The 15,358-nt window shown below is 66.1% G+C and carries 12 protein-coding genes and 2 pseudogenes; 8 read left to right on the top strand and 6 right to left on the bottom strand.

What is annotated here, in order from left to right; genetic code table 11:
• Positions 1 to 27: 27 nt before the first annotated feature.
• The 5 genes from D892_RS0126660 (at position 28) to D892_RS0126680 (ending at position 6,159) form a co-directional block, all read left to right on the top strand.
• Complete coding sequence (locus tag D892_RS0126660; RefSeq protein WP_232236176.1) at positions 28 to 849, top strand: crotonase/enoyl-CoA hydratase family protein; 822 nt, start codon at positions 28 to 30, stop codon at positions 847 to 849.
• A 47-nt stretch (positions 850 to 896) separates the two neighbouring features.
• The gene (locus D892_RS0126665) at positions 897 to 2,018 is read left to right on the top strand and encodes a thiolase family protein (protein WP_232236177.1); all 1,122 of its coding nucleotides are present in this window, start codon (positions 897 to 899) and stop codon (positions 2,016 to 2,018) included.
• Positions 2,019 to 2,059: 41 nt separating this feature from the next.
• Complete coding sequence (locus tag D892_RS0126670) at positions 2,060 to 2,485, top strand: Zn-ribbon domain-containing OB-fold protein (protein WP_024804163.1); 426 nt, start codon at positions 2,060 to 2,062, stop codon at positions 2,483 to 2,485.
• Between the two features lie 327 nt (positions 2,486 to 2,812).
• Entirely contained in the window at positions 2,813 to 5,170 is a 2,358-nt protein-coding gene (locus D892_RS0126675; protein WP_024804164.1) for an arylsulfatase, read from the top strand.
• A 56-nt stretch (positions 5,171 to 5,226) separates the two neighbouring features.
• Entirely contained in the window at positions 5,227 to 6,159 is a 933-nt protein-coding gene (locus tag D892_RS0126680; RefSeq protein WP_024804165.1) for an HAD family phosphatase, read from the top strand.
• Positions 6,160 to 6,195: 36 nt separating this feature from the next.
• Here D892_RS0126680 and D892_RS0126685 read toward each other — a convergent pair whose 3' ends face one another.
• Genes D892_RS0126685 through D892_RS0126695 form a run of 3 tightly spaced genes read right to left on the bottom strand, consistent with a single transcriptional unit; the run spans position 6,196 to position 10,716 of the window.
• A complete protein-coding gene (locus D892_RS0126685; protein WP_024804166.1) occupies positions 6,196 to 6,480 on the bottom strand; it encodes a hypothetical protein in 285 nt (94 codons plus the stop codon).
• A 55-nt stretch (positions 6,481 to 6,535) separates the two neighbouring features.
• Complete coding sequence (locus D892_RS0126690) at positions 6,536 to 10,303, bottom strand: AAA family ATPase (RefSeq protein WP_156959695.1); 3,768 nt, start codon at positions 10,301 to 10,303, stop codon at positions 6,536 to 6,538.
• A 38-nt stretch (positions 10,304 to 10,341) separates the two neighbouring features.
• On the bottom strand, positions 10,342 to 10,716 hold the full coding sequence (locus D892_RS0126695; RefSeq protein ID WP_024804168.1) for a hypothetical protein: 375 nt from the start codon (positions 10,714 to 10,716) through the stop codon (positions 10,342 to 10,344).
• A 467-nt stretch (positions 10,717 to 11,183) separates the two neighbouring features.
• On the opposite strand from D892_RS0126695, the pseudogene D892_RS48790 reads away from it, so the two are divergent.
• A pseudogene (locus D892_RS48790) lies at positions 11,184 to 11,385 on the top strand (L-serine ammonia-lyase, iron-sulfur-dependent, subunit beta); the annotation flags it as partial.
• Between the two features lie 225 nt (positions 11,386 to 11,610).
• The gene (locus D892_RS0126705) at positions 11,611 to 11,886 is read left to right on the top strand and encodes a hypothetical protein (RefSeq protein WP_024804169.1); all 276 of its coding nucleotides are present in this window, start codon (positions 11,611 to 11,613) and stop codon (positions 11,884 to 11,886) included.
• Between the two features lie 387 nt (positions 11,887 to 12,273).
• On the opposite strand, the gene D892_RS49725 is transcribed toward D892_RS0126705, so the two are convergent.
• Both D892_RS49725 and D892_RS49730 read right to left on the bottom strand, forming a co-directional pair.
• Positions 12,274 to 12,564, bottom strand: coding sequence for a hypothetical protein (locus D892_RS49725; RefSeq protein ID WP_369801836.1), 291 nt, complete (start codon positions 12,562 to 12,564; stop codon positions 12,274 to 12,276).
• Positions 12,509 to 12,769: pseudogene (locus D892_RS49730) on the bottom strand (TetR/AcrR family transcriptional regulator); the annotation flags it as partial. The pseudogene D892_RS49730 and the gene D892_RS49725, both read right to left, overlap by 56 nt.
• A gap of 31 nt (positions 12,770 to 12,800) precedes the next feature.
• On the opposite strand from D892_RS49730, the gene D892_RS0126715 reads away from it, so the two are divergent.
• Entirely contained in the window at positions 12,801 to 14,300 is a 1,500-nt protein-coding gene (locus D892_RS0126715) for an MFS transporter (RefSeq protein WP_024804171.1), read from the top strand.
• Between the two features lie 285 nt (positions 14,301 to 14,585).
• Here D892_RS0126715 and D892_RS42200 read toward each other — a convergent pair whose 3' ends face one another.
• A complete protein-coding gene (locus D892_RS42200) occupies positions 14,586 to 15,134 on the bottom strand; it encodes a pyridoxamine 5'-phosphate oxidase family protein (RefSeq protein WP_024804172.1) in 549 nt (182 codons plus the stop codon).
• Positions 15,135 to 15,358: the final 224 nt, after the last annotated feature.

Raw genomic sequence — 15,358 nt, forward strand, 5'->3', positions numbered from 1 at the left:
GCCGACGGTGACGTCGGATTCGGTCCGATGATGAACCCGCTCGGAGGCGGTCGCGAGCCGCACACCGATGACGTAGTGACCCGGCAGCGCGGCAATGTCCTGCTGATCACGATCAACCGGCCACAAGCACGCAATGCCATCAACCGCGTGGTCGCCGAGGCCATCGGCGAGGCACTCGACACCGCCGAGGCCGACCCGGCGGTGCGAGCGATCGTCTTGACCGGTGCGGGTGATCGGGCATTCTGCGCCGGGGCAGATCTCAAGGCGCTGGCCGATGGGGAAGACATCCACCCTGCGGGCCCCCGCGCTCGCTGGGGTTTCGCCGGGTATGTCGATCACCCGGTCAGCAAGCCAACCATCGCCGCGGTCAACGGGTTCGCCCTCGGTGGCGGCACCGAATTGGCGCTGGCCAGCGACTTGGTCGTCGCGGCGGACACCGCCCAGTTCGGCCTGCCCGAAGTGCGGCGCGGTCTGGTGGCCGCCGCGGGTGGCGCGTTCCGATTGGCGCAGCAGATTCCCCGCAAGGTCGCCTTGGAAATGGTGTTCACCGGTGCGCAGATCTCGGCCGCACGGGCCTTGGAGCTGGGACTGGTAACCCGGGTCGTTCCGCAGGACCAGGTCCTTCCGGCGGCACTCGAACTGGCCGACGCCATCGCGGCCAACGCGCCGCTGGCGGTGCAGGCCACCAAGCGTATTGCGGGTGGAATCACCGATGGAGGTGTGGAGCGCGACGCCGCCGATTGGGCTCGCAACCGTGTCGAAGCGGGGCGCGTGCGGCTCTCGCAGGACGCGGAGGAAGGGATTCGGGCCTTCGTCGAAAAACGACCACCGAACTGGACGGGACGATGAAACAACGACCTCGAACGTCGCGATCGCCGGTCATAGCCGGTCTCGGAATGACCGAGCTGGGAAAGGTATACGGCAGATCCAGCAGCCGGTTCGCCGCTGAGGCCGCTCGACTGGCCGTGGCCGACGCCGGTCTGCTGCTGTCGGATGTCGACGGTCTACTCGTCTCGGCGGGCGTCGCCAACGATGTCGGCCTCGGGCTGCAGGTCGAACTCGGCCTGCGCGATCTCGCGGTCCTGACACAGATGCAGGCGTTCGGATCGACAGCCGGAGCGATGGTCCAGTACGCGTCGATGGCCGTGGAGGCCGGGATGGCCGAGGTCGTCGTGTGTGTCTTCGGCGACGCTCCGCTCGCGGAAGGAAGCGGGGCGGGCAATGCCTATTCCGATGGTCACCGCACGCCCGCCGGATGGGCGGGGATCCAGCGGTCGACCGGTGCCGTGACCCCGAACGTGCTGTACTCGCTGGCCGCGCGGCGCCACATGCTCAGGTACGGAACGACTTCGGAACAGTTCGGCGCGATCGCGGTGGCCCAGCGTGACTGGGCGGTGCTCAATCCGCTGGCACAGATGCGTACGCCTATCACCCTCGCCGACCACCAGAACTCGCGCATCATCAGTGATCCGTTCCACCTCTTCGACTGCTGCCTGGTATCGAATGGTGGTGTCGCCGTGGTCGTGACGACCGCCGAACGTGCCCGCGACCTGAAGCAACCGCCGGTCCACGTACTCGGGTGGGCGCAAAGCCATCCGGGGACGAGATTGCGCCGCAACGACGACTTCGGGTTGGTGACGGGTGCGGCCCGATCCGGGCCGGCCGCCATGGCGATGGCGGGCGTCACCACCGACGATATCGATATCGTCGAGATCTACGACTGCTACACCTACACCGCTCTGGTCACCCTCGAGGATTACGGTTTCTGCGGCAAGGGCGAAGGTGGCGAGTTCGTGTCGACGCCGGGAAACCTCGGCCCGGAGGGCAAGCTGAAGATGAATACCGGTGGGGGACAACTGTCTTCGTATTACATGTGGGGTATGACCCCCCTGTCCGAAGCCGTTCTTCAGGCGCGCGGACAGGCGGGCGCCCGGCAGCAGGACCGGAACGAACTCATCCTGGTCTCGGGCAACGGGGGGATTCTCGACCATCACTCGACCTTGATCGTGGGCTCGTGAGTCGGCCGGGTCCGGACACCGCGGAGGGACTCCCAGAACCGATGAACATTCAGCCTGTTGTGCGCGATGCCGCCACGGCGGCGTTCTTCGACGGCGCCGCGCGGGGGGTCTTCCTGCTGCGCAGGTCCGCGGAATCCGGCGAAATCGTGACCCCGTCGGCGGAGCAGGACAGTGTGGGAAACACCGATCTGGACTGGATGGAGGCATCGGGGAGGGGAAGAGTCGTGTCCTGGGCGTTCGTTCCGCAGCGGGTCGCCGGTTCGGACAGCCCGGTGGAGCTCACGATCGGCGTGGTCGAACTGGACGAGGGCCCGTGGTGGTGGACCCAGCTGGTCGGCGTCGACCGAGACGCCGTCGCGGAGGGACTTCGAGTTCGCGCGGTATTCCCGAAGTCCGGACCGGCCGAAACCGACGAGTATGTCCCGGTTTTCGCGCCTGTTGCGGACGAGTCCGCCGGCCCGGATTAAGGCGCCGGTCCCGTCCTCGTCATCCCAGTGGGTGGCCTTGCGCAGACTTCCGGTGAAGATGCGCCCGCCCTTCGGCCCGGCGAACAGCCGGGCAGTCCGAGGACACCTCGACGTTTCACCTCGGCTTCCGGTGCGTCATCCGCCGATCCGCCGATTCCAGCGCCCTCTAGTCGGTATCGACGCAGTTCGGACGTCTTCTGCGGTCTCGATCCGATTACTTCGCGAACACATCCTTTTCCGCGGGACCGCCCGCTCCCTAGCATGGGCATGCACCATCCTGCATTTCTTCTGACGTGAGCGCATGAAGTGGCGAAAGGTGGGCGAATCATGGCGGGGACTTTCCGGGGCGTGATCAACGAAGACATCCGGGACTCGGTCCCGGACTGGGCGCCCTACGAGCCACCGAAAGCCCCCGACGGTTCCCCGAATGTCGTCTACATCGTGCTCGACGATATCGGCTTCGGTGCGCTGAGTTGCTATGGCGGACCGATCGAGACGCCGAATATCGACCGGCTCGCCGACAACGGTCTGCGGTACAGCCAGTGGCACACGACCGCGCTGTGCTCGCCTACTCGGTCGGCGCTGTTGACCGGCCGCAATCACACCACCAACGGGATGGCGTGCATCAGCGAGGCCGCAGTCGGGTTCCCGAACGCCAACGGACGTATCCCCGCCGAATGCGCCACCCTGCCCGAAGTTCTCGTCGAGCACGGCTACAGCACCGCGATGGTCGGCAAATGGCACCTGTGCCCCGAAGACGAGGCCAACCTCGCCGCGACGCGGCGCAACTGGCCACTCGGCCGCGGATTCGAGCGGTTCTACGGATTCCTCGGTGCCGAAACCAGCCAGTGGTACCCGGATCTCGTCCATGACAACCACCCGGTCGAGCAGCCGAAGACACCCGAGCAGGGCTACCACTTCAGCGAAGACATCACCGACCGGGCCATCGGCTATGTCGACGACGTCAAGGCCATCGCGCCCGAACGGCCGGTGTTTCTCTACTATGCTCCCGGCTGCGCGCACGCACCCCATCAGGCGCCCCGGGAATGGATCGATCGATACCGCGGCCGTTTCGACGCCGGTTACGAGGCGATCCGCGAACAGATCCTCGCCCGCCAGAAGGAACTCGGCCTGGTCCCCGACAACACCGAACTGCCACCGTTGAACCCGATCGGCGAACCCGACACCCGCACCGGCCCGGACGGCGAGCCGTTCCCGCCCCTGGACTACACCCGCCCCTGGTCCGAACTCAGCGTCGACGAACAACGATTGTTCGCCCGCATGGCCGAGGTCTACGCCGGATTCGTCTCCCACTGCGACCACCAGATCGGCCGGCTGCTCGACCATCTGGCCGATATCGGGCAACTCGACAACACGATCATCGTCCTGGTCTCCGACAACGGCGCCAGCGGCGAAGGCGGCCCCGACGGCTCGGTCAACGAGAACAAATTCTTCAACAACGTCGCCGACGACATCACCCAGAACCTGGCGATGATCGACGAACTCGGCGGACTGGAAACCTACAACCACTACCCGAACGGGTGGGCGATGGCCTTCAACACCCCGTTCAAGATGTGGAAGCGGTACTCGTTCAACGGCGGCACCTGCGATCCGTGCATCATCTCCTGGCCGGCCGGGATCGCCTCGCGTGGCGAGATCCGCGGCCAATACCACCACGCCGTCGATATCGTCGCCACCGTCCTCGACTGCCTGGGCCTGGAACTGCCCGGCACGGTGAAGGGACACCCCCAGGTGCCGTTGCAAGGGGTCAGCATGCGCTACAGCTTCGACACCCCCGACATTCCCTCGGCCAAGGCCACCCAGTTCTATTCGATGCTGGGCACCCGCGGAATCTGGCACGACGGCTGGAAAGCCGTCACCACCCACCCCGCGATCAGCGGCTGGGGCGGCTACTCCGCCGATACCTGGGAGCTGTACCACACCGACGAGGACCGTTCCGAACTATACGATCTCGCCGAACAGGAACCGCAGCGGCTCACCGAACTGATCGGGCTCTGGTACTACGAGGCCGGTGTCAATCACGCCTTCCCGCTCGACGATCGCTCCGCCCTCGAAATCCTGTCCACGCCACGGCCGCAACCCACCCCGCCACGCAACCGCTACACCTACCACCCCGGCGGATCCGAGGTTCCCGAAGCCGTCGCCGTCAACGTACGCAACCGGTCCTACTCCATCGGCGCCCTGGTCGACCTCCCCGCGCCCGGCGCCTCCGGCGTCTTGTTCTCCCACGGCGGACGCTTCGGCGGGCACGCCCTGTACGTGCGCGACAACCGGCTGCGCTACGTGTACAACTTCCTCGGCATCGAACAGCAACACGTCGACGCGACCGAGGACCTGCCCGTCGGCGAAAAGATCCTCCTCGCAGCCTCATTCGACAAAGACGGCGAGGAAACACCCGGCGTAGCGACCGGAATCCTGAGCCTCTACCACGGCGACCGGAAAGTCGGTGCAGCCCGCATCAAAACCCAGCCCGGCAAATTCACCCTCGCCGGAGAAGGGCTCAACGCCGGACGCGACGGCGGCGACCCCGTCACCGACCGCTACCCGGGCGACGCCCCCTGGGCATTCACCGGAGGCACCCTGCACAGCATCGCCGTCGACGTCAGCGGCGAACCCTACGTCGACCTCGAACGCGAAGCCGAGGCCATGCTCGCCCGCGAGTAGGCACGCGAACATCTTGATCGGCCGCAGCGATGCGACAGGTCGGCGGGAGGTTGAGCATGGCTGGAGATCTGGGGACGTGGAGCACGGACGGCGCGGCCGCGACGGTCCGCGAATTCGTCGATCGGGTCACCGACTCGAACGGCGCTGACTTCGTCGAACCGGATTCGCGCATAGCGGTTTTCGACAACGACGGAACCCTGTGGTGCGAGAGGCCGATGCAGCCGCAGCTCGATTTCACCATTCGCCGACTACGGGAGATGGCGCAAGCCGACCGGGAGTTGCGGTCGCGCCAACCCTGGCGGGCGGCCTTCGACGGCGACACGGACTGGATGACCCAGGCACTGATCAAGCACTATCGGGGTGACGACACCGACATGGCTGTATTGATGGACGGGCTCAGCCGCGCGTTCGGCGATCTGACCGTCGAGGAATACCAGCGCCGTGTCCACGAGTTCTTCTCCGGCACCGACCATCCCAGCCTCGGCAGGCCGTATCGTGCGTGCGGATACACGCCGATGGTCGAGTTGATGACGTACCTGCGCCGTCACGGATTCACCAACTACATCGCCTCCGGTGGGGATCGCGATTTCATGCGCCCGGTCGCCGAGGCCCTCTACGGCGTCCCACCCGAGCGGGTGATCGGCAGTACGTTGGGGTTGATCTACCGCGATACCGGCGACCGCGCCGAGTTGCTCTACGAGCCGGTGATGGACTACTTCGATGACGGTCCCGAGAAACCGGTCCGAATTTGGAGCAGAATCGGCCGCCGCCCGATTCTCTCGGTCGGCAACTCCAACGGAGACATCCCGATGCTGGCGTTCTCCGAACTCGACAGCCGACCGGCCCTGCGGATGTTGATCCTGCACGACGACCTCGACCGCGAGTTCGACTACGTGACAGGCGCGGAGGATGCCCTCGATCACGCCGGGCAGGAGGGATGGACCATCGTGAGCATGCGCCGTGATTGGCAGACGATTTTCGGCGAGTGAACGCTACCGATATCGCTGCCGCTCAGGCGAAGGCCCTTACCGCGCTGTTGAAATGGCAGGCGCGGTCGTGCCGCCGGCGATCGTGGCGGCGAGCTCGCGAGCACGGTGGTGGGCGCCGGCCATGGATGCCTCGTGCCTCGGCAGCAGCGCGGCCAGAGCCGGGGCGTGGGGCACCATGGTCAGCTCGGGGATCACGGTGGTGACGTCGAGGCCGAGCATGTCCTCGCGACCGAGCAGCGCCTCGAGGGTGGGCACGTGGTCATGCAGTGCCCTGTCGATCGGCTCGTCCACCGCTGAGGAGGTGGTCGTCGCCGACGGCATGTCGGCTTCGTCTGCCGGCTCGCGGCACACTCGGTCGGGCTGAAACCCGAGGGTATCACGGGCACAGCTGCTGGTACTCCTGTTCTTTCGGCACGTAGCGGTCCCACTCGTCGCGGGTGAAGCGTCCGTCGGCCCAGTCGCACAGCTGCTTTTCGGGTTGCGCCGTGAACGTGACGTCCCAGAGCTGCACGGTGCCGTCCTTCTTGCCAACGGCGAGGGTGTCACCGTTCGGAGAGAACGCCACCGAGGTGACTCCGTCGGGCTGACCGGCGATGGGGTCGCTGATCTGCCGCCGAGTCTGCATATCCCAGAGCCGCACGGTGCCGTCGTCACTGCCGGCGGCGAGGGTTTCGCCGTTCGGGGAGAACGCCACCGACGACACCGGGCGGGTTTGCTCGCCGAGTTGGCTGGGGGCGGTTCGATTCTGCGCGTCCCAGAGCCGCACGGTGCCGTCGCTACCGCCGGCGGCGAGGGTTTCGCCGTTCGGGGAGAACGCCACCGACGACACCGGGTGGGAGATATCAGGGGAGGGCTTGCCGATATTTCGGTGTCCGCTTATGTCGTAGAACGCCACCAGGCCCCGGACGCTTCCGACGGCGAGGATGCCGCCGTTCGGGGAGAACGCTACCGACGAGATGGTATCGGAGCCGTCCCACCGCAGCGGGCCACCGATCTGCCGCCGGTTCTGCACGTTCCACAATCGCACACTGCCGTCGTGGGCGGCGGTGACGAGCACCTTGCCGTCCGGGGAGAACGCCACCGAGCTGAGCCAGCTGCCCGACTCTTCCGGCAGAGTGGCGATCTGCTGCCGATTCCGCGTGTCCCACAGCAGCGTTGTCCGATCGTGGCCGCTCGTGGTGAGCATCGTTGCATCCGGAGAGAACGCCACCGACGAAACCGGGCCATCGTGACCGCGCAGCGGGGCGCCGATCTGCTGCTCGATCTGCGTGTCCCACAGCCGCGTTGTTCCGTCGTCGCCGGCTGTGGCGAGCGTCTTTCCATCCGGAGTGAACGCCATCGACGAAACCGGTCCGGCGTGGCCGCGCAACGCGTCGCCGATCTGCCTGCGAGACCGCGCGTCCCACAACGTCACCTTCTGGTCGAGACCACCGGCACTCAGAGTCCCACCGTCCCTGGAGAACGCCACCGACGAGACACCGCCGGAATGGCTGGTGACGGGGGCCCCGATCTTCTCCCCGGTGGTCACATCCCATAGTTGCGTCGTGTCGTCGCTGCCGCCGGTGGCAAGAGTCTTGCTGTCCGGAGTGAATGCCATCGAGGAGACGGCACCGATGTGGCCGGACGATTCGCCACCGACCTGCTGAGGCCTCGTCACATCCCGCCATTGCACAATGCCGGAAACCCTGCCTACGGCAAGGGTTTTGCCATCCGGCGCCATGGCGACCGCAGAGATCGTGGCGGCGTCGGTACCGGGAAGAGGGTCGCCGAGCGGCTTTCCGGTCCGGACATCCCACTGTTGCAGCGTATCGCCACCGGTGATCAAGGACGTGCCGTCCGGCGTGAACGCCATCGACTGGACCCGGCCCAGATCGGCGAGGGAGTTGAGCTGTTTCCGTGTGTGCACATCCCACAGCGTCACCGCGCTTTTCCACGGCGTGAACTTGCTGCCGAAGTTGTTGACGGCCATCGTCCCGCCGTCCGGGGCGAACGTGATCGAGGCGACGCCGCTGGGGTCTGCCGATACTGGCAGCTGCATGATGCTCTGCCTGGTCTGCGTATCCCACAGCTCGATTCCGTTGAAGGTTCCGATCGCGAGAGTTTTCCCATCCGGCGCGAATTGCAGTGCGGTGACGAGTGGGACAGGTATGAACTCGCCGATCTGTCGTCGGGCCGCAGAATCCCACAACGTCACCCCATAGATGTTGCCCGCGGCCATGATTCGGCCGTCCGGGGCGAAGCTCACGAGGGCGCCGCGGTCGGGACGATTGGCGACGGGTGTGTTCCACGGATTGCCGGCGTCTATCTTGCCGGTCAAGGGGTTGTGGGCCGCGGTGACCATGGCGAACCGGGACGCGGACTTGGAACTCGGGTCGATGCGCCATGCGGCGAGGGCGGAAAGCCTGGCGCCGAGGGGGTCTGTCCCGGCGAGAAGTTCACTTTGGCCGATCAGCTGGCGCGCGACAGCGATATCGCGCTGATGCGCGGATTCGTTGTTCGCCCGGAGCGCGACGACCGTGGTGGCGGCCAGGACGACGACCAATACCGCGAGGAGGGCGACCAATGCTCGGCGGCGGCGGACTCGGGCACGATCGGCGCCGATGGCGGCGGTGAGGAACCGCGTATCGATGTCGCCGAGCGGTGCATGCCGGGTGGGATCGGCGGTGGCGCGGGCCACAGCCGCGGTGGCAGCGTCCAGTACGCTGCCGGTGTAGAGGTAGGACGCGTCGCAGGCGTGACGGGACCATTCCTCGGCGGCGGCGCGCAGGCGCGCGATAACGACACGGTCGGCCCGGGTCTCGGCCAGCCAGGAATCCCGCAACAGCGGCCATGTGGTGAGCAGGACCTCGTGGCTGATCTCCACGGTGTCGGCCCCCAGGGTAAGTAGCCGCTCGGCCGCGAATACCTCCAATACCACCGCGATATCACCGGGGTCGCCGACGCCGGCGATATCGCGCCGCCGCAGGCGGTTGGCGTAATCGGTGCCGTCGGCGCCGGGGACGGTGAGCCGGGTGAAGATCTGCCGTGCCACCGTGCGCTGCGGCAGGGTCAGCGAGTCGTAGGCCCGCTGTGCGTTGTCGGCGACGGCGCGGTCTATCCCCCCGGTGTTTTCGTAGTCGGCAACCGTGAGCATGTCGCCGCGGCGAGTGTGCCATGTCCGGTCCAGGGCATAGGACAACAACGGCAGTACCCCCGCCGTCGACCGCTCCGTTACTCGTACCGTGGAATCGGTTATGCGGGTGCGGATTTCCCGCAGCAGTTGGTCGGTGAGATCGTCCTCGACCCGGGAGCCCGCTCGTTTGGCCGGTTCGGTGACCGCCATCCGCAATTGCCGCTCGGTCATCGCCGTGACGAAGTAGTGGTGCTGGATCGCATCGGTCAACTGTTCGTAGTCGCCGCAGTCGGCCTCGAAATCGGCGCGCACCACGAGCACCACCAGCACCGTGGTATCCGCATGACGGGTCGTGGCAGCCGCGTGCAGAGCGGTGACGAACGCTTGGCGTTGTGTGGAGTCCGAGCATTGGGTGAACAACTGCTCGAACTGATCGATTATCAGCACCAGTCCGCCGGCGTCGCCCGACTCGGACGCAGACAACTTGCGGGCGGCGTGGGCGGCGGTCACGGCGAATCCGGCCGGATCGTCACGCACTTCGCGTCGTACGGTCGCCGCATCGAGTCCGGCCAGGTGCGCGGTGGCCACCGCCAACTCGTCGACCGGGGAGTGCCCGGCTGTGAGCAACAGGCAGGGCCACGCGTGTGCCTGCGGCGCCCCGTCCAAGCCCTGCCCGCGGATACGGGGTATGACACCGGCACGCACCAGCGACGACTTTCCCGCGCCCGACACCCCCGACACCATCACAATCCCGGGCTGCCGCACACGCCGCGAAAGCCGGTGCAGCACTTCGTCGACCGCCGAGTCGCGGCCGAAGAAGAACGGCGCGTCCCGCTCGGAAAACCAGCCCAGCCCCCGATACGGCGACTCGACCTCACCGGTGACACCGATCAGCGGGGCCGGTGCCACCCCGTCGGTCCACGTCCCGCGGTAGCTGTAGATCACCTGCGTGTTGTGGTCACCGATCTGTACACCCTGTGCCGCACGGGCATCCACCAACCGGTCGGCAGAGGTGCCGGACTCGTCGCCCATACCACCTACCTCTGCACCGGAATCGCGATCGCCGCCGGTCATCCGAAGATGTTGTGCTGGGTGCCGTGATCGCCGATCTGTATACCCTGAGCGTGGCGCAGATCGATCCTGCTGCGGGCGTCCTCGACGCGGTCCGACGGCAACTGGGACACTATGGTCTCCGCGACCGACCGCAGTTCATCGTCCCCTATCCAACGGTGGAGTCGCAGCGTGTCCTCGAGTTCACCGACATTGCCGCCCGGCGCGGCTTCGTTCGCCTCGATAACCGCGACGGCGCCGGAATCGTCGCCACCACCGGTGAGCCGATCATGCAACGCCGAATACGCGTCCCGAACGGTCGTGGACGCCGCATCCTTTCCCCCGGCTGCCGCCCCCGCGATCAACGCCGTAATGATGGTGGTAAACGGATCCACACGTGCTCCTCCCAAAACACTGTGCAGGCACGATAACACAACGACACGGCTACAGATACCTTATGAGGTCGAATCACATTGCCGAACAACACAAGTCGGAAATTTCGCGTGAATTCGACATCACCGTGCGCTGAGGACTCGACGGAGTCTCACCGGTCCGGTCAGCCGGTCACGCCAGGTAGCCGGCAGGCAATGCCTCCGCGTCAGCGCCACGATTCGCACCGAGGGGATGCTCCGGCCGATGCCGTCGCGCCGGATCCGATCATAACGACGTTGCCGTATCCGCTCTCCTCGCTCGCCGCAACCTTCTCGAGCCTCACGGAGCTGATCGGCGGCATCATGTCGTCATCGATCGGGTTCGGCCCAGCCCTGACCCGGGCTTTCCCGAACTACGAGCATGCCGCCGGACACCGGAGGGGCCAGAGGGGGCTTGGATTCGGGCTTGCTCGCCATGGGGAAGATCCGGTTGCCTCGAACGTAACGTCATCTCCGCAGGCAAGGCGATCGATGCCGCCAGAATGGCGATGCGCGGCAACGGCATTCATCGGGTCTCCCTCGACCAGGTCATTGATGCCATGCGCGCCACCGGGCGCCATGAGCGACAAGTACAAGGAGAATTCGACCGGCGGACTCGCGGTCAACGTCCCCGTCGACGTCAGCGAGTGCTGACCGCGCGAAGGCAATCTTGAACTGCCTCCAGACAAGTCGACGGTTCATCCCTGGCTCGCCTGCGCGAACAGACAAGCACCGTGCGTGAACAGACAAGGACGTGCGCTTCCGGTCCTGACAGAGTGACCTCGAGACCGAGGTGTCGATCCGCTCGGAGCGATCAGGAGCTGGACGGTTCTCACCGGCGCGTAAATCCACCGCGCCCGAAAACCGAGCTGAGGGGACATGCTGATGCACAAGACTATTCGAATGATCGCGGCGTCGGGCGCGACGTTCCTCGCCGCGACAGCCTTCACCCTCGCCGCCGCCGCACCCGCCCAGGCCGATCCGGTTGACTGCGTGGCGTACTTGGAAAGTCTCGGCTATACCGCTCGCCAGCAGGTAGAGGCCGCGTGCTCGGGCGGCGAGAACCCCTTCGGCGGTGGCTGTACCGATGCTCTTTCCTCTCTTGACGTAGCCCGAGAGCATGCCGTCGAGGCATGCCGCCGCGCAGCCGCGTGATTGGGGCGCAAGCCAGGTGACCACTGGTGAGCGAGACATGATGGCCATGTCGAGCGCACCACGCACCAGCGATGTCTTCGAGTTCGTGGCGGACGTGTCGTTGGCGCTTCACATCCTGCCGCCGGAAGAATCGCCCCTCAGCTCACCCGACCCAACCCGGCGTCACCAACGTCATGACCCGTAACAGCTAGCCGTTGTCAGGTGCAGAATCGCCGATGCCGGCGGCATCGAGGAGGGTGCAGGCGGTCGCGATAGCGAGACCGTCGAGAGACTGCGCCTGAACGACGGACCGAGCGCTGGCTCCGTCGAACACGAAGGTCAGCTGCCGGGCCAGCCGGGCGGGGTCGGCAGCGCCGCCGCGTTCGGCTTCGTGCTGGAAGAATGCGGTCAACCTATTTTTCTGCTGACGTGCGACGAGGCTCGCCGGATGCTCGGGCGACTTGACTTCGACCGCCGCTGCGACGAATGGACAGCCACGGAAGTCGTGCCGTTGTTCGAGGACTTCCAATTGTTCGAAGACGTGCAGGATTCGTGCTCGCGGCGGACGGCTGTCGTCTTCGGCGGGTAGCAGCGTGGCCTGATAGTCGGGTGCGGTGCGTTCCAGCAGGCTGGCGGCCACCAGCTCATCCTTGTTGTCGAACAGCTGGTACATCGAACGCTTCGAGACCCCGGCGGCACGGCACAGAGTGTCGACGCCGATGTGGACGCCCTGTTCGTAGAACAGCCGCGCGGCGGCGTCGAGCAGCCGGTCGCGCGTCGAGACGGCACCTGCGGCCGCCACGGGCGTTGTCGGATCAGTCATAGACCACAGGCTACTCATCAGCTTGCGCTTTGGAAACCGATCTGTTTCCCTTGGTGGGAAACAGATCGGTTTTCTGCCCATGTTGGGCCTACGTCAGAGACAAGGAGGACAAATGACTACCACTTTCGGCCAGGGGGCACTCGCCTCCGTGAAATCGAACCGGGGCCGCCGCGGATCCCATGCCTTGCGCTGGTGGGTGCTGGTCGTCCTGGGCGTCGCACAGCTCATGGTCATGCTCGATGCGACGGTGGTGAATATCGCGCTGCCCGCAGCGCAGCAGGATCTCGGTTTCAGTGACGGCAACCGGCAGTGGGTCATCACTGGTTACGCCCTGGCTTTCGGCAGCCTGCTGCTGCTCGGTGGGCGCCTTGGTGATCTGTTCGGCCGACGTACGACCTTCATGCTCGGCCTGATCGGTTTCGCGGGCGCCTCCGTCGTCGGTGGTGCGGCCGGCAGCTTCGGAATTCTCGTCGCGGCGCGTGTCGGTCAGGGCGTCTTCGCCGCGCTGCTGGCGCCCGCGGCGCTCTCGCTGGTCAGTGTGACCTTCACCGAAAAGGCGGAGAGGGCGAAAGCGTTCGGCATCTTCAGTGCACTGGCTGGTGCGGGCGCCGCGATCGGGCTGCTGCTGGGTGGCATGCTCACCGAATGGGCGTCGTGGCGGTGGGTGATGTTCGTGAACGTCGGCTTTGCGGCCGTTGCGCTGGTCGGTGCGGTGCTGCTGTTGGCCAAGCATGTGGCGGACGAGCGGCCCAAGCTGGATATTCCGGGCACGCTCGTGGTGAGCACCGCGCTGTTCGCCATTGTCTATGGGTTCGCGCATGCCGAATCCGCCGGCTGGACTGGCCCGGTCACCCTCGGTTTCCTGATCGGCGGCGTGGTGCTGCTCGCGGTGTTCGTGGTGCTGGAGACCAGGGCCGAGCATCCGCTGCTGCCGCTGCGGCTGGTGCTGGACCGGACCCGCGGTGGCTCGTTCCTGGCGGTGTTCGTCATCGGGATGGGGATGTTTTCGATCTTCCTGTTCCTGACCTACTACTTGGTGGTCAGCCTGGGCTACTCGCCGATCAAGTCCGGTCTGGCGTTCCTGCCGATGGTCGCAGGCATCGTCGCGGCATCGACCACATTGCCCTCGCTCCTACTGCCGAGGGTCGGGCCGAAGATCGTGATCAGCAGTAGTTTCCTGGTCTCCGCGGTCGGTATGGCATTGCTGGCCCGGCTCGAACTGGGCAGCAGCTTCGCCACTCACGTCATGCCCGGGTTGATCCTGCTGGGTATCGGCCTCGGTGGTGTGATGACCACCGCGTTCCAGGGCGCGACCGCAGGTGTGCACCATGAGGACGCGGGTGTCGCCTCGGCGCTGATCAACACCAGTCAGCAGGTGGGTGGGTCGATCAGCACGGCGCTGCTGACCACCGTTGCCACCTCGGCGATGACCGACTATCTGCACTCGCACCAGCCGGGCGCGCTGACGGTGTTGCATGCCCACATCGAGAGTTACACGGCCACCTTCCGGTGGGGCATCGGGATATTCGTGGCCGGTGCGGTACTCGCGGCGATCCTGGTGCCCAATGCGGCCCTGGCTCCCTCCGAGGGCGAGCCCGTGGTCGCACACTGAGCTCCACAGTTCACACATTCGATTCACACTCGCAAAGAATCTGACGAGATGCCCAATCGAACGTTGCATTCGCGCCTCGATGGGTTCGGTTTCCGCGCTCACTGCCGTGTGCCCTCACGCCAGCGTCGGCGCAGGCTGAACGCGGCCGCTTTGGGACGGCGATCGCGGATGAATACACCCTTCTTGTTGCCGTCCGCTCGGAACACCCGGGCGCGGCAACCGAGACAGGTTGGCCCACAGCGGATTACGGAAAGGCCCCGCAAGCAGGGTGCCGGTGTGGTCGGTTCACTGTGGGGGTCGTTTTGTCGCGGCCTCGTCCGGATCGATGAACCGGATTCCGGTGACGATGTCGGGGCGGATCGTTATCACCCGATCGCGGGGTCCGGGCAGCCCCGGGTTCAGCAGGGCACGGTAGCGTTCTCGCTGGTGTGGGTCTGTGATCTCGTCGGTGGGGCCGGTGACGATGACGCACCATCCGAGATGAGTCGTGTGGTCGATGATGTCGGCCTCGTAGGCGACGACCTGTCGATGGGGTGTCATCGATGTGGCGAGGGGGGCGTCGGTGATGACGGAGCCGTCGACGACAGCGTGGTTTGCCGGGCGGATGGTGGGTAATGCGTGGCGGGAGAACACGATTCGACCGAAGTTGACACTGGCCAGCAGCCGCAGCGCCTCGTCGGGCGCGATGTCACGCGCTGCCACGGTCTTGTGCGTGGCCTCGGTCGTCGTCCGTCGTGTGGCTCGTGCACCAGCGAGATCGGTGATCGGGGTCGGCGGCACCGTGGTCCGTTCGCCGGCGCGTGGACTGTGGTTGTTGATGTGCCGCCGCGGCATCGCTGCTTGCCCTCCTGTTCGGCTGCGCCGCCGCGCAGGAGCCGGGGATTCTCCGGTCGGCGGTGTGTGGATGCCTTCCTCGGCCGTCCTGGAGTCGGCCGTGGACTCCTCGACGCCCCGTTGTCGGCTTGCCGCAGTCTCGGCGTCGTTGCCGTGTTCGACACGTCGTTGTGCACTCACTGCGGCCGACCGGACAGCCCGACGCTCGCATCATCGACACCGTG

It is taken from the genome of Nocardia sp. BMG51109, assembly GCF_000526215.1.
GTDB lineage: Bacteria > Actinomycetota > Actinomycetes > Mycobacteriales > Mycobacteriaceae > Nocardia.